General features: G+C 42.8%; 10 protein-coding genes and 1 pseudogene. 2 read left to right on the top strand and 9 right to left on the bottom strand.

The features are described from left to right. Positions 1-111: 111 nt before the first annotated feature. The 5 genes from I8748_RS15755 to I8748_RS15735 form a co-directional block, all read right to left on the bottom strand. Positions 112-405: a hypothetical protein gene (locus tag I8748_RS15755; protein WP_198125522.1), complete on the bottom strand. Its 294-nt coding sequence runs from the start codon at positions 403-405 to the stop codon at positions 112-114. Positions 406-572: 167 nt separating this feature from the next. Then, entirely contained in the window at positions 573-1,310 is a 738-nt protein-coding gene (locus tag I8748_RS15750; RefSeq protein WP_198125521.1) for a DUF1995 family protein, read from the bottom strand. Positions 1,311-2,181: 871 nt separating this feature from the next. After that, the gene (locus I8748_RS15745) at positions 2,182-2,916 is read right to left on the bottom strand and encodes an amino acid ABC transporter ATP-binding protein (protein ID WP_198125520.1); all 735 of its coding nucleotides are present in this window, start codon (positions 2,914-2,916) and stop codon (positions 2,182-2,184) included. Further along, positions 2,909-4,372, bottom strand: coding sequence for an ABC transporter permease subunit (locus I8748_RS15740; RefSeq protein WP_214662589.1), 1,464 nt, complete (start codon positions 4,370-4,372; stop codon positions 2,909-2,911). The genes I8748_RS15745 and I8748_RS15740 overlap by 8 nt, the downstream gene beginning before the upstream one ends. A gap of 389 nt (positions 4,373-4,761) precedes the next feature. Next, complete coding sequence (locus I8748_RS15735) at positions 4,762-4,923, bottom strand: hypothetical protein (RefSeq protein WP_198125519.1); 162 nt, start codon at positions 4,921-4,923, stop codon at positions 4,762-4,764. Between I8748_RS15735 and I8748_RS15730 the strand changes: the two are divergent. Continuing rightward, a pseudogene (locus I8748_RS15730) lies at positions 4,874-5,032 on the top strand (response regulator transcription factor); the annotation flags it as partial. The gene I8748_RS15735 and the pseudogene I8748_RS15730 overlap by 50 nt on opposite strands. A 163-nt stretch (positions 5,033-5,195) precedes the next feature. After that, a complete protein-coding gene (locus tag I8748_RS15725) occupies positions 5,196-5,609 on the top strand; it encodes a RidA family protein (RefSeq protein ID WP_198125518.1) in 414 nt (137 codons plus the stop codon). A gap of 64 nt (positions 5,610-5,673) precedes the next feature. Here I8748_RS15725 and I8748_RS15720 read toward each other — a convergent pair whose 3' ends face one another. The 4 genes from I8748_RS15720 to I8748_RS15705 form a co-directional block, all read right to left on the bottom strand. Next, complete coding sequence (locus tag I8748_RS15720) at positions 5,674-6,615, bottom strand: glycosyltransferase family 2 protein (protein WP_198125517.1); 942 nt, start codon at positions 6,613-6,615, stop codon at positions 5,674-5,676. Between the two features lie 162 nt (positions 6,616-6,777). After that, positions 6,778-10,929 (bottom strand): non-ribosomal peptide synthetase, encoded by a 4,152-nt coding sequence (locus tag I8748_RS15715; RefSeq protein WP_225896433.1) that lies wholly within the window; start codon positions 10,927-10,929, stop codon positions 6,778-6,780. Beyond that, positions 10,926-14,327, bottom strand: a complete 3,402-nt coding sequence (locus tag I8748_RS15710; protein WP_198125516.1) for a non-ribosomal peptide synthetase — start codon at positions 14,325-14,327, stop codon at positions 10,926-10,928. The genes I8748_RS15715 and I8748_RS15710 overlap by 4 nt, the downstream gene beginning before the upstream one ends. Further along, positions 14,324-17,920 (bottom strand): non-ribosomal peptide synthetase, encoded by a 3,597-nt coding sequence (locus I8748_RS15705; RefSeq protein ID WP_198125515.1) that lies wholly within the window; start codon positions 17,918-17,920, stop codon positions 14,324-14,326. The genes I8748_RS15710 and I8748_RS15705 overlap by 4 nt, the downstream gene beginning before the upstream one ends. Positions 17,921-18,727 lie beyond the last annotated feature (807 nt).

Genomic DNA, 18,727 nt, shown 5'->3' with positions numbered 1-18,727 from the left:
TTGTATATCTCTATTGTGTCACTTTCCGGGAGGGCAATCACTAGAAGCCTCACCAGACAATCAATACAATTTAACTAAAGCATTAGTAATATGATTGAATATAACTCTAAGTTATGACAACCAAATGACTTCTGCGCGTTGACCTGTTAGTGTTGTAATATTTTGACAAATTTCTTCTATCAGTTGTTGAGCAAGTGCTTCTGGTATATTGTCGTTTCCAAATATCACTTGAATACCAGGACTTTCAAAAGAAAATGCAATTTCACATTCCATGACTTCTATGCGGTAATCGCCCCAACCAGCGATGGCCTTTGAAGCTATAGAGTTCGGATGCAAAGCCTCGGAAAATAACTCAGAAGGCAAGTTAAACCAATAACCATGAGTTTGCTTAATCAAAAATTCCATTTCGGATTTACGTTCTAGGTTCAAAATATGAGAAAAAGGGCGTGAAATATCTAATTAATAAAGCAAGAACAATGCTTGCCCACGCCCAAGATTTAGTTTACACCTTGAAAGAATTGATGCCGACGCAGTATCAATGACTACTGACTACTAACTCCTAACTTTTGGCACTAGCTACTCAACGCTTTTAAAAACCGTTGTAAACTCTTGAACATACTGGGTTTTTTCGTGGGTGTGGCGGCTGCTGCTGTTGTTTGGGGTTGTCCTTTCATGAGGATGAGATCCAAGTCATCGCCTGAAGGTTTTTCGGGTAATTCGGCAATTATTTGATATTCACCGTTATTTTCTACCCATACTTCCCACTGTCCTGGGTAGCAGCGAAATACGGCTGTTTGCTCATCTACAGGACGCAGGTAGTAGCAGGATTCAATGGTGCTGAGGAAACGATCGCGCACTTTCCTAGCAGCATAACCGATACCCACAGTACCGGCATCTTCCAGGCGAGGGTTTAAAATGACTAAAGGGCGATCGCCAATTTCTTGACATAGCTTTTCTAGTTGGGGAACTTCCACAGAAGTAGGCGCAACGAACAAGAAAATTTCATCCTCTGGCTGAATTTTCGACTGTAGAGAAGCAGCCCTTCCCGTACCAATATCTGTAATTTTAAATGCTGCATCTGCCCAATCACGACGGGCTAAGGCTGCACCACCAGCATCAGCAAAGAAAACTTTCAGGTGAGACTCATATTCAGCGAACACTGGGAGAAAATCTTCTGCAACTAGCTGGTGTTTCAGTTCTGGGAACAAAAACTCAACTTGCAGGCGAGTATGGCCATCTGCAAGGGCGGCTTGGGTAGCTACTCGTGATTGAGCGATCGCATCTTCTAAACTGTTGGGAAGTTCACTCATAGTTTATTATCTGGCTTTAGTGTCTACCTCTATTGTTCAAAAAGATGACCATTTTTACCTGTCTGAACTAAACTTTTTGATTTTTTCATTTTAGGTAGCGTAACCACCCATCAAAAAATCCCCTACTTGAGAGGATGCCGTGAAGATGTGATGAGATGTCGTAGGCTGATTATTGGTTGAGAAGATTAATTACCTCACTCAAGAGGAACTTGATTTTATACAGGGTATACAGTCTTTCTTGCTCATATCGCTCTGGATAGTTCATCTTGCGCCTTTCCAGTGAAATTCTAATCAGTGCCATTTGCTCGTCAGTAGGAGAATTGATCTCATCAAGTGCCTCCCCGATACTCTGGATACTTCCAAAGCTGAGAGATTTTATGCCTTACTCTTAGGACTGAGGCAAACAATAGTCAAAACCCTTAGCCTCACGTAGCCCAAGTCAAGGTTTCTCACTTTTGGATAGGGAACAGGAAATAGGAAAAACTGTTCCCCTCTTTGAGGAGTGATTGTTGGGACTTGAAATTATGGCTATCTTTAGTTATCGTAAAAAAAATCTCCTGCTGTGATATGGCAGCAAGGAGATTAAACAGTTAAAGTTCGTCAGGTGATCGGAATCTTACTTATTTAATATCTATAACTGCCTACCTTAATTCCTCCATTCGATAGATAAATTTCATCACATCGACCTGATGTAGTATCCAATAAAAAAAACCTCTTGTTTTTCAATAGCAAGAGGTGGTGGTATGGTGTGAGGAGCGAACTGATGTTCACTTTGATTCAGAATATCAAGGAGATATGACATATTTGTCACAATGATATGAAAAGTGTGCGATCGCGTTTGTCGAGTCAACTGCCCCAGGTTATAAAATCATCAAAGCATTTTTTCTAAGAACTGCCGAGCGCGATCGCACTGAGGAATGCGGAAAAACTCGCTAGGAGTGGTATCTTCTGCTAAACTACCTTGGTCAAGGAACATAATCCGACTGGCAACTTCTCTGGCAAACCCCATTTCATGGGTGACAATGGCCATGGTGATTCCCGTTTGTGCCAAAGCTTTCATCACTTCCAACACATCCTTAACCATTTCTGGATCTAATGCAGAGGTGGGTTCATCAAACAAAATCATCTCTGGTTCCATGGCTAATGCACGGGCGATCGCTACACGCTGTTTCTGTCCGCCAGATAATTTAGATGGATACACATCTGCTTTTTCTGACAAACCTACCTTAGCTAGTAACTCCAAACCCTTACTTTGTGCTTGCTGCTTCTCTACGCCTTTCACCTTTATGGGTGCGTAGGTGACATTTTGCAACACAGTCATGTGAGGAAACAAATTAAAGTGCTGAAATACCATCACCAAACGTTGGCGAACCTTGGCAATATTAACTTTGAGATCAGTGATTTCTTGTTCGTGAAAGTAAATTCGTCCTCTGGTAGGGCGTTCTAGCAAATTCATGCATCGCAGAAACGTAGACTTACCCGAACCGGAAGGCCCCAAAATTGCCACTACTTCCCCTTGGTAAATCTCCGTGGAAATATCTTTGAGTACGTCAAGCTTGCCAAAGGATTTACACAAAAACTCGGTGCGAATGACTACATTACTCACTTTGCCTTAACCTCCTTTCTAAAGCAGATGCACCAAAGGTCAGACCCATAACCAGAATGTAGTAAATTAATCCTGCAAATAACAACGGTTCAAAGTAAATATATTTATTTGCACCGACAATTTGGGCACTACGTAATATTTCCACGACACCGATGGTTGACACTAAGGCGGAATCTTTGAGTAGTCCGATAGTTTCATTGACTAAAGCGGGGAGAATATTCTTCAAAGCTTGGGGCAAAATTATATCCCACATCATCAACCAGTAGGACACACCCATAGACATGGCTGCTTCACTTTGTCCTTTATCTACCGCTTGAATACCAGCGCGAATGGTTTCTGACATATAAGCGCCAGAATTCAAGGTAAAAGTCAGCACCCCTGCTTGCAAAGCCGAAATGTCATAACCTGTCAGCTGTGGCGTTGCGTAATAAACCAAAGCCAACTGTAATAGTAAAGGTGTGCCTCGGAATACAGAAGTATAAGCATTAGCCAGCCAGGTAAGCGGCTTGATATTAGTAATCTTCAATAATGACAGTACTGTTCCCCAGATTAACCCCAAAAATACAGATAACAAAGTGAACAACAAAGTTATGGGTATACCCTTAAGAATAAAAGGAATATCTGGAAAGATTCTGGTGAAATCGAGATTTAGTCCGCCTTTAGCAGCAGATGAAGATGCAGCATCGACCTTGGCGTTCACAGAAAACCACTTGGTTGCAAGTTTTGCCAATTCACCCTTGTCTTTCATTTGCTGAAGGACTTTGTTAAACGGTGCAACCAAAGCAGAATTTTTGGGAAAAGCGATCGCTGAACCACTTGCTGATTCTGAGGGAATCACATTAAACTCTAACTCTGGGTTAGCTTGGGCGAAACCCCTAGCCACAGTATCCTCAACAATTGCTGCATCAATTCGTCCAGATTTCATTTCCTGAATGACTTCCGGTACTTTATTCAGTTGCTTGAGTTGAATACCTGTAACTTTTTCGGCGATTTTTTTCGCATTTTGCTCTTGGATAGTCCCTAATTGTACCCCCACCTTTTTACCTGACAAGTCTTTTGGCTGCTTGAAATTGCTACCCTTGGGAGCGACAATCGTATCCTTAGCTTCGTAATAGATAATTGAGAAATCGACATTTTTTTGGCGTTCTGGGGTGGGAGTCATCCCAGCCATGACAAAATCAGCTCGATTTGCTTGCAGTGCTGGAATTAAGCCATTGAAATCAGATTCCATCACCTTGAGTTTAAATCCCAGTTCCTTAGCCAGGGTATTAGCAATATCAATATCAAAACCAACTATTTGGCGATCGCCCCCCTTTGTATCATAAAATTCGTAGGGAGGATAATCTGGCGAAGTAATCATTGTCAGTGTGTCTTTACCCACAGAAGAAGCTGCTTGTAGGGAATTATGACCACCCGCGATGACTACACTGATTGCCACCACAGCAGCAAACAGCATCGTCAATAGCCATACTTGGCGTTTGTTTATGAACTTGCTAATTATCCGATGCACTCTGTGTTAATTGGAAATGATTTTGGGAACTATATCACTGTAACTTTTGAATCTTTTTTCCGGAAAGCGTCAAAAGTAGACTGTATAACGGGTATATACCGAATCTTCTATACCGAAAATAGGGCATTACACTTATGAAGCCCTGATGCAAGAACAACTCTCTCCAGGCCGTTCCAGATATCTCTAGAGCGGCTTTTGCCTTGTATAGTGACATTTTTTCAGCAGCCAGGAGAAAAACCACGCGTAAAATTTAACTCACGTTAAATATATAAAACTTACGCAAAATCTCTTGATAATTCTTATTTATTAGGACTTACGCAAAAAACCTCTCAAACTCATATTTCTCTGTGTTCTCTGCGTCGCGCCAGTTGCTTCAAGTCGGGGAACCCGCCCAACGCACTGGCTTCTGTGCGGTTCGATTTTCTTTCCATTACCTGTGCGTAAGTCCTAGTAGCAGAAGGTTTGATAAATAAAGAAATTGCCCGTATTCTAAACATTAGCGTTCGCAACGTTGAGAAGTACGTTAGTGGACTGTTCTGCAAGACTGGTACAAATAGTCGCACCGAGTTAGTGGGCTATGCTCTCGAACAAGGCTTAACTAACTAATCGCCTGAATCTGTTGTTTAATGGCGAATTTCGCTCTGATTGCTCTCAAAGTTAAGCTTTTTATTAATCAATCTCCTTTTGGTAGGGCAAATTGATAAAGTAGTGCTTGGGCAAAATATGTCAAAAATCTTTCCATTACCCAACAATCACGAGCAAACTAGCCATGACGGAAAAGCAATACATTCAACCAGAGGGAATATTTGATGGGTCTGCTTTAGGCTTTACTCAGGTTGTTACCTCCCCTCCAGGAACGTTGGTCTTTGTGTCGGGACAAGTGCCTTGGGACATCAATCGCCAACTTGTTGGTGATACGGATCTAGCAGCACAAACTGAGCAAGTACTCAAAAACCTTGATTTAGCATTAAAGGGTGCAGGTGCATCTGTATCTGATGTCACCATGATTCATGTGTTTTTTGTTGACTATAAACCTGACTACGCCGCCATTGTCATCCCCATTTTGAACAAGTTTTTTGGAGGCAAACCGCCAGCAAGCACATGGCTTGGTGTGCAAACACTTGCCAACCCACATCTGCGGATTGAGATTGAAGCGATCGCAGTCGTCGGTCGTGATAGTTAGTCTTATTAACTACACTGCTTCAACGCAATTCCTCAGAATTTATTCAAAGCTAGATTACAGATATTTATGCTGACCTAGTGAGTGCGATCGCATTGTTCACCTTGGAAAACAATTTGTTGATTTTATTTCTCAATTTCAAAATAGGATGATTATTCTTGGATAGTCTCTTGCTAACCATATTGAAATACTTTCTATCTATCACCATTGCATCTGGTTCCTTGAGAGGGAATAACAGAGGTGATAAGGGAATTTTGCTTCTGACATCATAAGCATTTTTGGTATGGGCTGCATCTTGACCAAAGCCAATATTAGAAATGAGGTTGACTGAGGGAACCACCTCTATTCCTGAGTGTAAACAACATTGGAATAGCCACTGATAAGACCAAGCATCAACCTCTTTGTTATAAGCTTGTGAGCAAACGTTAGCCAAAGCATGAAAATGTTTGTCATCAGCAATAAAATCACGAACACGCTCTTTGGCTTCTTCATTTGCCCATAACTTGAGATCATAATCATAACCTTGCCAGGCTCTTCTCCAAGTAGCCCATCCCCAAAAGCCTCCACAAAAGTTAAAGTGATAGCTTTGCTGCTGTGGTTTCCATTCCCCTAACCAGTTGGTTCCGGTGATGGTCATGATTTTTGGTTCATTTTTGTATTTCTCTAATAATTCAGTGCAAAAAGGGAAAAAGCTAGGGTGAGGGAGGCAATCATCTTCCAGAATCATAGCTTCTTCAACTTGCTCAAACACCCAACTAATGCCTGTAGATACGCGCTGACCACAGCCTAAATTTACGTCTGAATAGTTTTTGAACACTTCACAGTCCCAATCAACCTGCTCGATCACAGCACGAGTAGCAGCACACTTCTCAGCTTCATTTCGTCGTTCGGTTCGGGGGCCGTCAGCAATCACGAAAAGTTTTTGGGGCTTGGCCTGCCTAATTGCTTCAAATACTTTCAAAGTCAAAGCAGGTCGGTTGAAGATAAAAAAGGCGACTGGGGCGGTCATAGGTAATACCAAATCAATAATATCATGTCCGTTTAAACACTTATGATACCTGTGGAGGTCGGTAATTGGTAATTGGTAATTGGTAATTGGTAATTGGTAATTGGATTCTACTATTAGTCATCAGATCTCACCCATTACCCATCACCCAATCCCCAGTCCCTTTTACGATTCTGCTGGTGCTGCATCAAGACAAGTCTTTAACATTTGAGCCGTGGTCTGTACATCTTTGCCCAGATAAGACTTGTGCTTTCCTGGGATTCTATGTATTTCCAAGCCTCCGGTTGCAAGTTTTTTCCACTGTTGAATGAAAGCTTGACGATCCACAGTCTCGGTCATCAGCCATGTCATGCGACCGGGGTAGGGAAGAAGCCTATAGCGCATGAGGGCATTCATATAACTCTGTTCCACTTTTTTGCTGTACCTTGTTGGGTCATTTGCTTGACGCTTAACTTTGGCTTTTGTGGGTAGATTAAGAATGTAGGTGATCCTTTGTGATGGCGAAATCGACTTGAGTTGCTCCAAGTGATAACCAATTCTTTTAACTTGGAAAAATTGCTCTATGCGATGACGCAGTTCTCTTTTATTATTTGGAGGAGCTGTATCCATTAAGACTAAGTTGACCTTTTGTCCTTGTGCGACTAACTGCTGGGCAATTTCCCAAGCAACTACTCCTCCAATGCATTCACCTCCAATCAGATATGGCCCTTCTGGTTGGACGCTACGGATCTCTTTGATGTAGTCAGCAGCCATAGCCTCTACAGTCGTGTGAGGAGCCTGTATGCCGTCCCAACCTCGTGCTTGAAACCCATAAATGGGACGTTCATCACCCAGAAGGTACAGCAATTGGGCGTAGACCTTTAATTCATATTGTCCGCCGCCACCACCAGGAACCAGAAAGAATGGTTTTTTGAAACCGTTAGGCTGAATCGGCACTAGGGAATACCAAGGAGAATCTTCGATTTGGGAACGCAAAACAACAGCTAGCTGTTCAATGGTCGGCGACGCAAACAATGTAGCCAAGGGCAGATTTTTCTGAAAAGTTTTTTCGATTTGAGCAAACAGTTTAACTGCTAGTAGGGAATGTCCTCCCAAATCAAAGAACCTGTCTGTAATGCTAATGGGCTGGATACCTAAGACATTTTCCCAAATCTTGGTCAACTGATGTTCCAATTTATTTCGAGGAGCCACAAAAATTTTTTCAGACTCCTGTCTTCCTTGGTCAGGTTTAGGTAAGGCGCGGCGGTCTACTTTACCGTTGGGGGTGAGGGGCAGACTGTCTAGGATCACCAAGGAAGAGGGCACCATGTACTCAGGCAGCTTTTCTTTGAGAAAGCGGTGCAGTTCATCAGTAGTGACTGTCTGTTGTAGATGAAGAACGACATAGGCAACCAGACGCTTGTCACCTGGGTTATCTTCCCTGACTGTGATCACAGTTTGTTGTACGCTGGGGTGCTGAGTCAAGACAGCTTCAATTTCTCCAAGTTCGATACGGAAACCACGAATCTTCACTTGATTGTCAATGCGACCGAGAAATTCAATTTTGCCATCCCAACGGTAACGGACTAAATCGCCTGTTTTGTACAGACGTGCATCTGGTTCGTCGCTAAAAGGGTTGGTAACGAATTTTTCAGCAGTCAAATCAGGACAATTTAAATATTCTCTGGCTAAGCCGTCGCCACCTGTGTACAATTCCCCAGGAATGCCGATAGGAACTGGTTGCATCCGCTCGTCTAAAATGTAGACTTGAGTGTTAGCGATCGCACCTCCAATGGGTACGGAATTTTCCACCACAGTTGCAGCACTCATTGGATAGCAACAGGTAAAAGTTGTATTTTCTGTAGGGCCGTAGCCGTTGATTAATTGACAGTTTTTCACTGTTGCCAAAAACTTTTCCACGTGAGGCACTGATAGGGCATCGCCCCCAGCCAATAGCTGCCGTAAAGATTGTAAGTCTTCTAAGCGTTCATCAACCATCAGGTGGAATAAGCCTGCTGTCAGCCAAAGCGTAGTCACTCCCTGACGACGAATCACTTTTCCTAACTCTTCTAAAGAAGGAGTGCCCTTGGGGAAGATTGCCAGTTTTGCTCCATTTAACAAACTACCCCAAATCTCAAAGGTGGAAGCGTCAAAGGAGATCGGCGCTAGTTGCAGGAATACTTCTTGTGAACTAAAACTAGCATAGTGATTACCCAAAACTAACCGCACAACCGAGCGATGAATCACGCTGACTCCTTTGGGTCGCCCAGTTGAGCCAGATGTGTACATCACATAAGCTAAACTATTCGCGGTGACGTTGTTAGAAACATTGACAAAATCATCACTGTATGCATCAAAGGCATCCAAATCTACAATTTTGGCAGGTGTTGCTGGCAATATTTCCAGAAACTGCTTTTGAGTCAGCAATACAGAAACTTTGGTGTCGTCTAGCATGAAAGCCAAACGCTCTTGGGGATAGGCTGGGTCTAGGGGAACGTAAGCGCCACCAGCTTTAAGGATCGCCAGAATTCCCACAATTGCTTCAATGGAACGTTCAAGGCAAATACCCACAAGAACTTCTGACCCCACTCCTTGCGATCGCAAGTAGGCTGCGAGTTGATTGGCACGAGAGTTTAATTCTTGGTAAGTCAACTGGCGATTTTGCTCAACCAAAGCGACTGCATGGGGTGAACGTTCGACTTGCATCTCAAACAGTTGGTGAATGCAGAGATCGCGGGGATAGTTAGTTTTGGTTTGGTTGAACTCAAAAAGCAGCTGATGTTGTTCGGATGGTGTTAATAATGGTAAGTCTTTGAGGCGTTTTTCTGGGTTGGTGACGATACCTTCCAGTAATGTTTGGAAATGCCCCAGCATTCGAGTGATGGTTGCAGCCTCGAATAAGTTTGTGTTGTATTCAATGGCTCCCCTAATACCTGTTGATGTTTCTTCTAGCATCAAGGTCAGGTCAAACTTGGCTGTACCGCTATGGATTTCTATGGGGTTAATAGTCACTCCTGGAAGTTCCAAGTTTGGTTTTGGAGTGTTCTGGAAGACGAACATCACCTGAAACAGTGGCGAATGACTGGTATCTCGTTCTAGCTGTAGTTCTTCTATGAGTTTCTCTAAAGGCAGGTCTTGGTGAGAGTATGCTCCTAGTGTGACCTCTCGAACTTGATTGAGAAGTTCTCGGAAAGTCGGGTTTCCCTGCAAATTAGTCCGCAAGGCCAAGGAGTTGACAAAAAGTCCAATTAACCCTTCGATTTCGACTTGATTACGACCAGCAATAGGAGTACCAACTATGATGTCTTCTTGCCCAGAATAACGATATAGCAACGTCTTAAATGCCGTCAGTAGAATCATAAATAAAGTGACTCCTGACTGCTGACACAAGAATTTGAGCGCCGAAACTAAGTTGGGGGATAACTGAAGTGATTGATAAGTGCCTTCGTAAGTTTGGACTGGCGGACGTTGATGGTCAGTTGGTAGTTGCAGGACGGGTAGGTTGCCACTTAGTTGCTGTTTCCAGTATTCCAGTTGAGATTTCAGGGCTTCACCTTGTAACCACTCGCGTTGCCAAACTGCAAAATCAGCATATTGGATAGCAAGTTCTGGTAATGGTGAAGGTTTACCAACACAAAAAGCTGAGTACAGTGCTATCAGTTCTTGAAAAAATATATTTTCAGACCAGCCATCATAAACAATGTGGTGCATATTTAAAAGCAGCACATGTTCATCTGGCGACAAAATTAAAAGTTGGACACGCAATAATTGTTCTTGTGCTAAATCAAACGGCTGTTGGGATTGTTCTATTGCCAGCCTATGAGTTTCTGCTTCTCTATCTTCTTGTGAAAATTCGCTGAGATCTTTAATGTGAATATTTAAATTAACATCGTTAAATATAATTTGGTTTGCTACTCCATCTTGTGATGGAAAGACTGTTCTAAAAACTTCATGGCGGCGAACAATTTCACATAAGCTTTGTTTGAGAGCAGTAACATTAAGTTTCCCTGTCAGTCGATAAGCTGCGGGCATATTATAGACGGGACTGTTGGGTTCCATTTGATTGAGGAACCAAAGTCTAGCCTGGGCAGAAGAAAGGGGTAAATTGCCAGAACGTGATACTGGTAATATGGGTGAAAAATTGTTGTTTGTAATTGCCGCAGCGTCGTGGAGAAACGAGAGAATTTCTGCTTTTCGCTGTCGCAATTCTTGTAAGAGGTCTGGGGAGAGTGTTTCTTTAGGAGCTTTGTAGCGCAGTCTATCTCCCTCTGACCAGACTTTAACATCTAGACTGCGGAGGTCAGATAAAAATTCATGTATTGTTTTCATTGTTTTCATAAATCACCTTCCTCATATTCGCCCGTGGTGTCATCCTGTGACTGTTGGGTTGCCCATTGAACTGTCTCGATGCGTGAACTTAATTCCGCTACGGTAGCTGCTTCAAATAAAGTACGCACGGGAAAGTCGATTTTGAAGGCATCTCGCAGTCGTGCCATCAGTTGAGTGGCTAGCAGGGAATGTCCTCCTAACGCAAAAAAGTTGTCATAAATGCCGACTTGCTCCAGTTTGAGGATAGAAGCCCAGATATCAGCTATCTGCTGTTGGATGGGGGTGTGAGGCGCAACAAAAGTTGCTGCTAAGTCTGGTGTGGAGTAGTCTGGCGCTTTGAGGGCGCGACGGTCTATTTTTCCATTGGGTGTTAGGGGTAGGGTGTCCAAGAAAACAAAGGCACTAGGCACCATGTACTCAGGTAGTTTCTGTTTGAGGAATTGACGCAGCTCGTCGGTGGTGGGCTTCTGTCCTGAGCGAGAAACGATGTATGCTACTAGGCGTTTATCACCTGGATTGTCTTCTCTGACAGTGACGATCGCTTGATCTACACTGGGGTATTGAGCGATCGCAGCTTCAATCTCTAATAGTTCGATACGGAAACCCCGTACCTTCACTTGGTTATCAATGCGACCAAAGTATTCTATAGTACCGTCATGTAAATAACGAGCTAAATCTCCGGTTTTGTATAAGCGGCTTTCAGCATCAAAACTAAAGGGATTTGGAATAAACTTTTCTTTTGTTAATTCCGGTCGCTGGAAATAACCCCGCGCTAATCCTGCGCCACCAATATGTAGTTCTCCAGGAACACCTATGGGCACGGGTTGCAAATATTTATCTAAGATGTAAATCTGAGTGTTGGCGATGGGACGGCCAATAGTTACTAAAGCTTCTTGCTGATCAATTCGCCCAATTGTAGACCAGATAGTTGTTTCTGTGGGGCCGTATAAGTTCCAAATTTCTGCACTTCTTTGATATAGTTGGTTGGCTAAACTTTGAGGTAAGGCTTCACCACCACAGAGAATTTTTAGATGTGCATTTCCTTCCCATCCTGCTTTGATTAACATCTGCCAAGTTGCAGGGGTGGCTTGCATAACGGTTGCAGCAGAGTTATTGAGTTGTTGTAATAACTGTAAACCGTCAAAAGCAACTTCCCGACTGACTAAAATTACCTTGGCTCCTATTGTTAAAGGCAGAAAAATTTCTAAAACTGCAATATCAAAAGATAGGGAAGTAACTGATAGTAGACTATCAAGGTTAGTTAATTTTAGGTGCTGTTGCATCGCCGTGAGAAAGTTGACGACGCTGCGATGAATAATTTGTACTCCTTTAGGTTTGCCTGTAGAGCCAGAGGTGTAGATCAGGTAGGCTAGGTTAGTGGATTTGACTTCGCTTTGTGGGTTTTGTGAATTTTCTGTACTAATAATGTGCCAGTCTGTGTCTAGACAAACTACTTTGGCTTGGTGTGCAGGAAGTTCATCAATTAAGTGCTTTTGAGTTATTAGAACTGTCACAGCAGCATCTTCTAACATGAAAGCAAGACGCTCTCTTGGATATGCTGGATCGAGTGGTAGGTAGGCTGCACCTGCTTTGAGAATGGCTAGAAGTCCTATGATTAAATAGGGCGTTCGCTCAACACAGATGCCAACTGGAACTTCTGGCTTGACTTTCAGCGTTCTCAAGTAATTTGCTAGCTGATTAGCAGATTCATTGAGTTGCTGATAAGTTATTTCCTGGTTTTCAAAGATGACTGCTACAGCGTTGGGAGTTTTTTCGACTATGCTCTCAAATAACTGATGAATGCAGGTATCTTGGGGGTATTCACTTTCGGTATCATTCCACTCTGCTAGCAGTTGATGCTGTTCAGATGTTGTTAACAGAGGTAAATCCCAAAGGCGTTGCTCTGGGTTGGTGATAATGGCTTGTAGTAAAGTTTGAAAATGCCCCGCCAGTCGAGTGATAGTTGCAGCATTAAATAAGTCTGTGTTGTATTCGATACTGCCACTGATGCCTTCTAAAGTTTCTCGAAGATAAAAGCTAAGGTCGAATTTTGCTGTGTGATTCTCAATTTCAAAAGGAGTGATGGTCAGTCCTGGAAGCTGTAAATTTTGTCTTGGGGTATTCTGCAAGACGAACAGGACTTGGAACAGTGGCGAACGGCTGAGGTCTCGTTCTAGTTGTAGTTCTTCTATGAGTTTCTCTAAAGGTAAGTCTTGGTGGTCATAGGCTTCTAATGTTACTTCTCTAACTTGACTGAGTAACTCCCTAAAAGTTGGGTTACCCTCAAAATTAATTCGCAGGGCTAGGGAGTTGATAAAAAATCCAATCAATCCTTCAGTTTCAATTTGATTGCGCCCAGCAATGGGAGTGCCTACAATGATGTCTTCTTGCTCTGTGTAGCGGTGAAGTAATGTTTGAAACGCCGCGAAAAGAGTCATAAACAAAGTGACTTCTTCTTGCTGACACAAAGCTACAAGCTTTTCAGTTAAGTCTTGGGAAATGGAAAAAGTTTGCTCAGCACCCCCATAGGTTTGCACTGGTGGTCTTTGATGGTCAGTGGGGAATTTGAGTACCGCAGGACTACTGCTGAGTTGTTTTTTCCAGTATTCCAACTGAGATTCTAGAACTTCACCCTGTAACCACTGACGTTGCCAAACAGCAAAGTCGGCATACTGTATGGGTAATGAGGGAAGCTTTGCAGGTTGATTGCTGGAGAACCCAGAGTAAAGTGCTGTCAGTTCCCGCAACAAGACATCAAAAGACCAGCCATCAGAAACGATGTGGTGTATGTTTAGCACCAGTATATATTCTGTTTCTTTTAGGCACAGAAGTTGGACGCGAACCAATAAGTCAGTAGCTAGGTCAAACGGCTTTTGTGCAAACAAGCGAATAATTTCTTGGGCTTGTGTTTCTTTTTCAGTTTCAGGAATATTTCGTAGGTCTATGACTGGCAAAGTTAAAATTGCATCTTGGGTAATAACTTGCTTTGGTTGCCCATTGTCTGATGGAAAGTTGGTTCTGAGGGCTTCGTGGCGACGGACAATTTCATTTAAGCTCTGCTCCAAGGCAGTGACGTTGAGCTGCCCTGTGAGGCGATAAGCAGAAGGCATGTTATAAGTATAACTGCCTGGTTCTAATTGGTCGATAAACCACAGGCGTTGTTGGGCAAAAGATAAGGGTAAATTTTGCGATCGCGGCACTGGTAATATCGGTGAAGCATTGCCTTTAAATGCTGCATTGGCGTTGTGCAGGAAAGTTAAAATTTCTGCTTTACGCTCTTTTAGCTCTTGCCGCAGGGTTGGTGTGATTGTTTTTGAGGGAGCTTGAAAGCACAAGTCTTCACCTTCAGCCCATAGTTTTACGTCTAAACGGCGCAGGTCAGATAACAACTCATCCAGCGTTCTCATAGTCTTCCCTCTTCATAATCGTTTGTCGTCTCGGATTCAGAAGCTCGCAACAGTTGGTTTGCCCACTGAACTGTCTCGATGCGATTTCCCAATTGAGCTACAGTCGGTAATTCAAATAAAGTACGTAAAGGAAGGTCTACTCCAAAGGCTTGGTGCAGTCGAGACATGACTTGAGTGGCTAGTAAGGAATGTCCCCCCAAAACAAAAAAATTGTCGTCGATACCAACTTTTTCTAGTTTGAGGACAGAAACCCAGATCTCAGCTATCTCCTGTTCGATGGGGGTGCGAGGAGCAACGAAGGCTTGTTGCAGGTCTGGTCTAGAAAAGCTGGGTGCTGGTAGGGCACGAGTGTCGATTTTTCCGTTGGGGTTTAAGGGTAGGGTGTTTAAGAAAACAAAGGCACTAGGCACCATGTGCAGAGCGAGTTTCTCTTGGAGAAAACCGCGCAGTTCGTCGCTGCTGGGCGTCTGTTCTGGGTGAGGAATGATGTAAGCAACCAGACGTTTGTCACCTGGGTTATCTTCCCTGGCTATGACTACAGTCTGCTGAACGCTTGGATGTTGTGCTATTGCTGCTTCAACTTCTCCAAGTTCAATACGGAAGCCGCGTACCTTAACTTGATTATCGAGGCGACCGAGAAATTCAATGTCACCATTGCTTAAGTAACGAGCTAAATCCCCAGTTTTGTAGAGACGTTCTATACTTATTTCTCCCCTGCTCTCCTGCTCCTCTGCTCCCCTGCTTTGATAAAAAGGGTTAGCAATGAATTTCTCTTGTGTTAATTCTGGGCGATTGAGATAGCCCCTGCCCAGACCAACGCCACCAATGTACAATTCGCCAGGGACTCCAATTGGTACTGGTTGCAGGTGGGAGTCTAAAATATAAGTCTGCGTGTTGGCAATGGGACGACCAATAGGGGCAATCAAATAATTGGTGTCATGCTGGCATTTCCAGAAAGTGGCGTCAATGGAAGCTTCTGTGGGGCCGTAGCAATTAATCAGAACATTGTGCAAGTTCAATTTGGCAAAGAATTGCTCTATGAGTTTGACAGGTAAAGCTTCACCTCCACAGGTGACGTGTCTGAGAGTTTGACAATTTTCAATTCCCTGCTGCTCCAGTAATACACTCAGTATGGAAGGTACTAAGGCTAGAACAGTGATTTGTTGTTCCACAATCACCTTCACGAGGTAGGCAGGGTCTTGATGTCCACCAGGGCGGGCTAGAATCAATTGCGCTCCATTGCACAACGGCCAAAATATCTGCCACACCGAGGGATCAAAGCTAAAAGAAATGGTCTGTAAAACTTTGTCTTGTTGAGTTAATTTAAAAGTTGTTTGCCGCCATTGCAGTTGGTTGTAAATTCCCCGATGAGGAATCATTACACCTTTGGGTTGTCCTGTAGAACCAGAAGTGTAAATGATGTACATCAAGTTATCAGGTGTAGCCTCACAAACTAAATTCTCTTGACTATTGTGGGCGATCGCTTGCCACTGTGAGTCTAAATAAACTACTTGTGCTGCATGAGCAGGTAGGCTGTTGACTAATTGTGCGGTGGTGAGAATTATAGGTATTTGAGTGTCTTGCAAAATAAAAGCTAAGCGTTCCGAGGGATATGTGGGATCTAATGGCACATAGGCACCTCCAGCTTTGAGAATTGCTAGCAGTCCTACTATCATCTCTAAAGAGCGCTCTAAACATATGCCAACAAAAACCTCAGGCCCAACACCTAGGCTACGTAGATGATGTGCCAGCTGATTTGCTCGTTGGTTTAGCTGCTGATATGTGAGTTGTGTGTTTTCAAATACTACTGCAACGGCATCCGGTGTTTTCTCTACCTGTTCCTCAAACAACTGATGGATACACTTATCTTTGGAATAATCTACTTTTGTATCATTCCACTCCACCCAAATTTTGTACCGTTCTTGCTCAGATAGTAAAGGCAAATAAGCAACAGACCCTTCAGGTTGAGTGACAATACCTTGCAGAAAAACAGCAAACTGCTCTTGCATCCTGGCAATTTTGTCACCATCTAAAACCGCTGTATTATACAACCAACAACATTCCTTGCCATCTGCTGCAATTATGAAGCTCAGTTCATTGCCGGACTCACCTTGGTGGTCTTCGAGCTTTTCCACTCGCTCTATAACCACTGGAAACAACTGCTTATTACCCAGTTGCGGCAAGGAACGCAGAGCCGGATACCTCGATACTACATCTTGTGGATAAGTCAGGTTGTGTTTGGTCAAGTTGACTTGTTTTTGATATTCCTGAAAAATTTGCTCAAAACTTTGCTCGCAATCTACCTCTACTCGATGAGGAACAACTGATGCAAACAAACCTGCGGTTCCCACTAACTGTTGTTGCAGATCTATATATTTGTATCCGATATCAAAAGAGCCAGGGCCACCAATGCGAGCGAGATAAGCAACAAAAGCAGTTTCTAGAAAATCGCCCCAGTTCCATTGTGGACGGCGCTCTTGCAAAAAGGCGATCGCCTCATGGGGTAGCGACATCTTTGCATATGCATATTGCTGCTTGTCTAAATGTAATGCTGTGTGTTGTGCATAGGGAAGCGCCAGCAATTCTAAAGTTGCTAGTCTTTTTACCCAAAAAGTCTCATACTTGGGAATTGATTTATCCAACTTTTCAATCTGCCTTACTTGATCCGGCTCGATATCACAAAACTGACACCCAACCTGTAGTCCAAATGTCTCCACCAAATCCGCGATCGATAGCGCTTGACCATTAATAGTCAGCACTTGATGGAGGGCAATATCATAACTTGCTGTGGAAACTTGGATCAAATTAGGTTCAATGGCGATTATCGTTCCAGGAGCGCGTTTGGACAAGTTTTCCAGAACCTCAAGCTGGGAAACTATAAAAAAGTTGTTGTTTATAAACAATTTTGCCTTACCTGATGGATTAGGGTAAGTACCAAAATCTAAAGCCCGAATCATGGCATCTAGCTCATGAGCAGAACGCTTCCATGAGATGATTCCACCTGCACTCGGTCTTTTGGAGCGCGAAAAATAGGTGCGCTCATTCAGGTTTGGTTTGGTTGCTTGGGCTATACCAAAAGATAGCTCATCTACTAACTGAGCAAATGCGTTAAGGGCTGCTTCATAGCATTTACCATTGAGCGTTAAAGCTGTCTCATCATCAGCAATATCGATGATTACCTGCTTGAGAATATCACCTGCATCAACGGTAGCCGCCATGACATGCCACGTCACCCCATGAGTTTTTTCCTGATTCATCAACGCCCAGGAAGTTGCATTTACTCCCGCATATTTCGGTAGGGGAGCATCATGATAGTTAATAGCACACTGGCGTGGTAACTCTAGAATTTCTTCGGGTAAGACAGAGGGATTGACAATGCTGAACAAGTAATCAAAAGGCTGCTGGCTTAAAAATTCTCTGAGATTATCAGTTGGCTGAATATGAGGTATTTTGTTACTCTCAGCCCAGGTATGTACTGAATTGTCTGCGGAGACTAATCCGTAAATTTCATGACCTTTTTCTCTAAGTATTTGTACGCATTGGAGCGGTAAAGTTCCCTCACCAATAATAATACAACTAAATTGATTACCCATAATTAACTAAGCAACACAGCCTACATTTTTTGTTATATTTGTTGCTTAGACCCGTAAAGGCCGCAACAGAGCCAATCTATATAAATATAATATCTGGAATTTTATAACTAGGTAGCTAATGACTCATCGTTCGCGTAATTATGCTGAAAAACATTAATTACTTCTGGGGATGGTCGATTATGCGAACGCTCAGTAATTGCCTCAAAATTCATTGATTTTAGTTATTTTTCCAACTCTTTTTCAAACTAGTCATAATTATCTACTTAACATGAGCCGAAGGTTACATAAAGTTCTTTACCAAATCTTCAATATTTAGGCTGTTGTAATTTATAAGACATTTACAATTGTGTTTCAACTTTAATCAAGTATTTTATCAGCCATAATCAAAAAACCTGCCAAAATGGCAGGTTTTTTGATTGCAAACGCCTGATGTTATGTTAATTGTCAATACTCAATTTTTTTTGACTAATAAATATTTTAATTGTGACTAAACATACTTCTCTCTTCCAGAAAGGCGTAGCAAAAAATCAATGAAATTGATACGTTTTCTCAGAGGTTTTTTGCATTGAATATAGAGTTGATCTGGAAATCAGATTATGTGTTTATACTTGACAAAATAGTAGAGGTATGCATATCTAAAATTAATACCATCTCAAACAAGTATCGGACAGTTAGAGTGATTAGCTTTATCCAGTCCTTAATTTAATCATTAGCGATCGCATCCGTCCTGCTTTTTGCCAATTAATAACATTTTGACATATTTATGAGAAGGGTGTGAGGGGTAGGCGTGGGGTGCAGGGAACCCCA

It is taken from the genome of Amazonocrinis nigriterrae CENA67, assembly GCF_016056305.1.
Taxonomy (GTDB): Bacteria; Cyanobacteriota; Cyanobacteriia; order Cyanobacteriales; family Nostocaceae; genus Amazonocrinis; species Amazonocrinis nigriterrae.
Note: the sequence above shows the minus strand (reverse complement) of the source record. Positions and strands in the feature narration are given on the sequence as shown.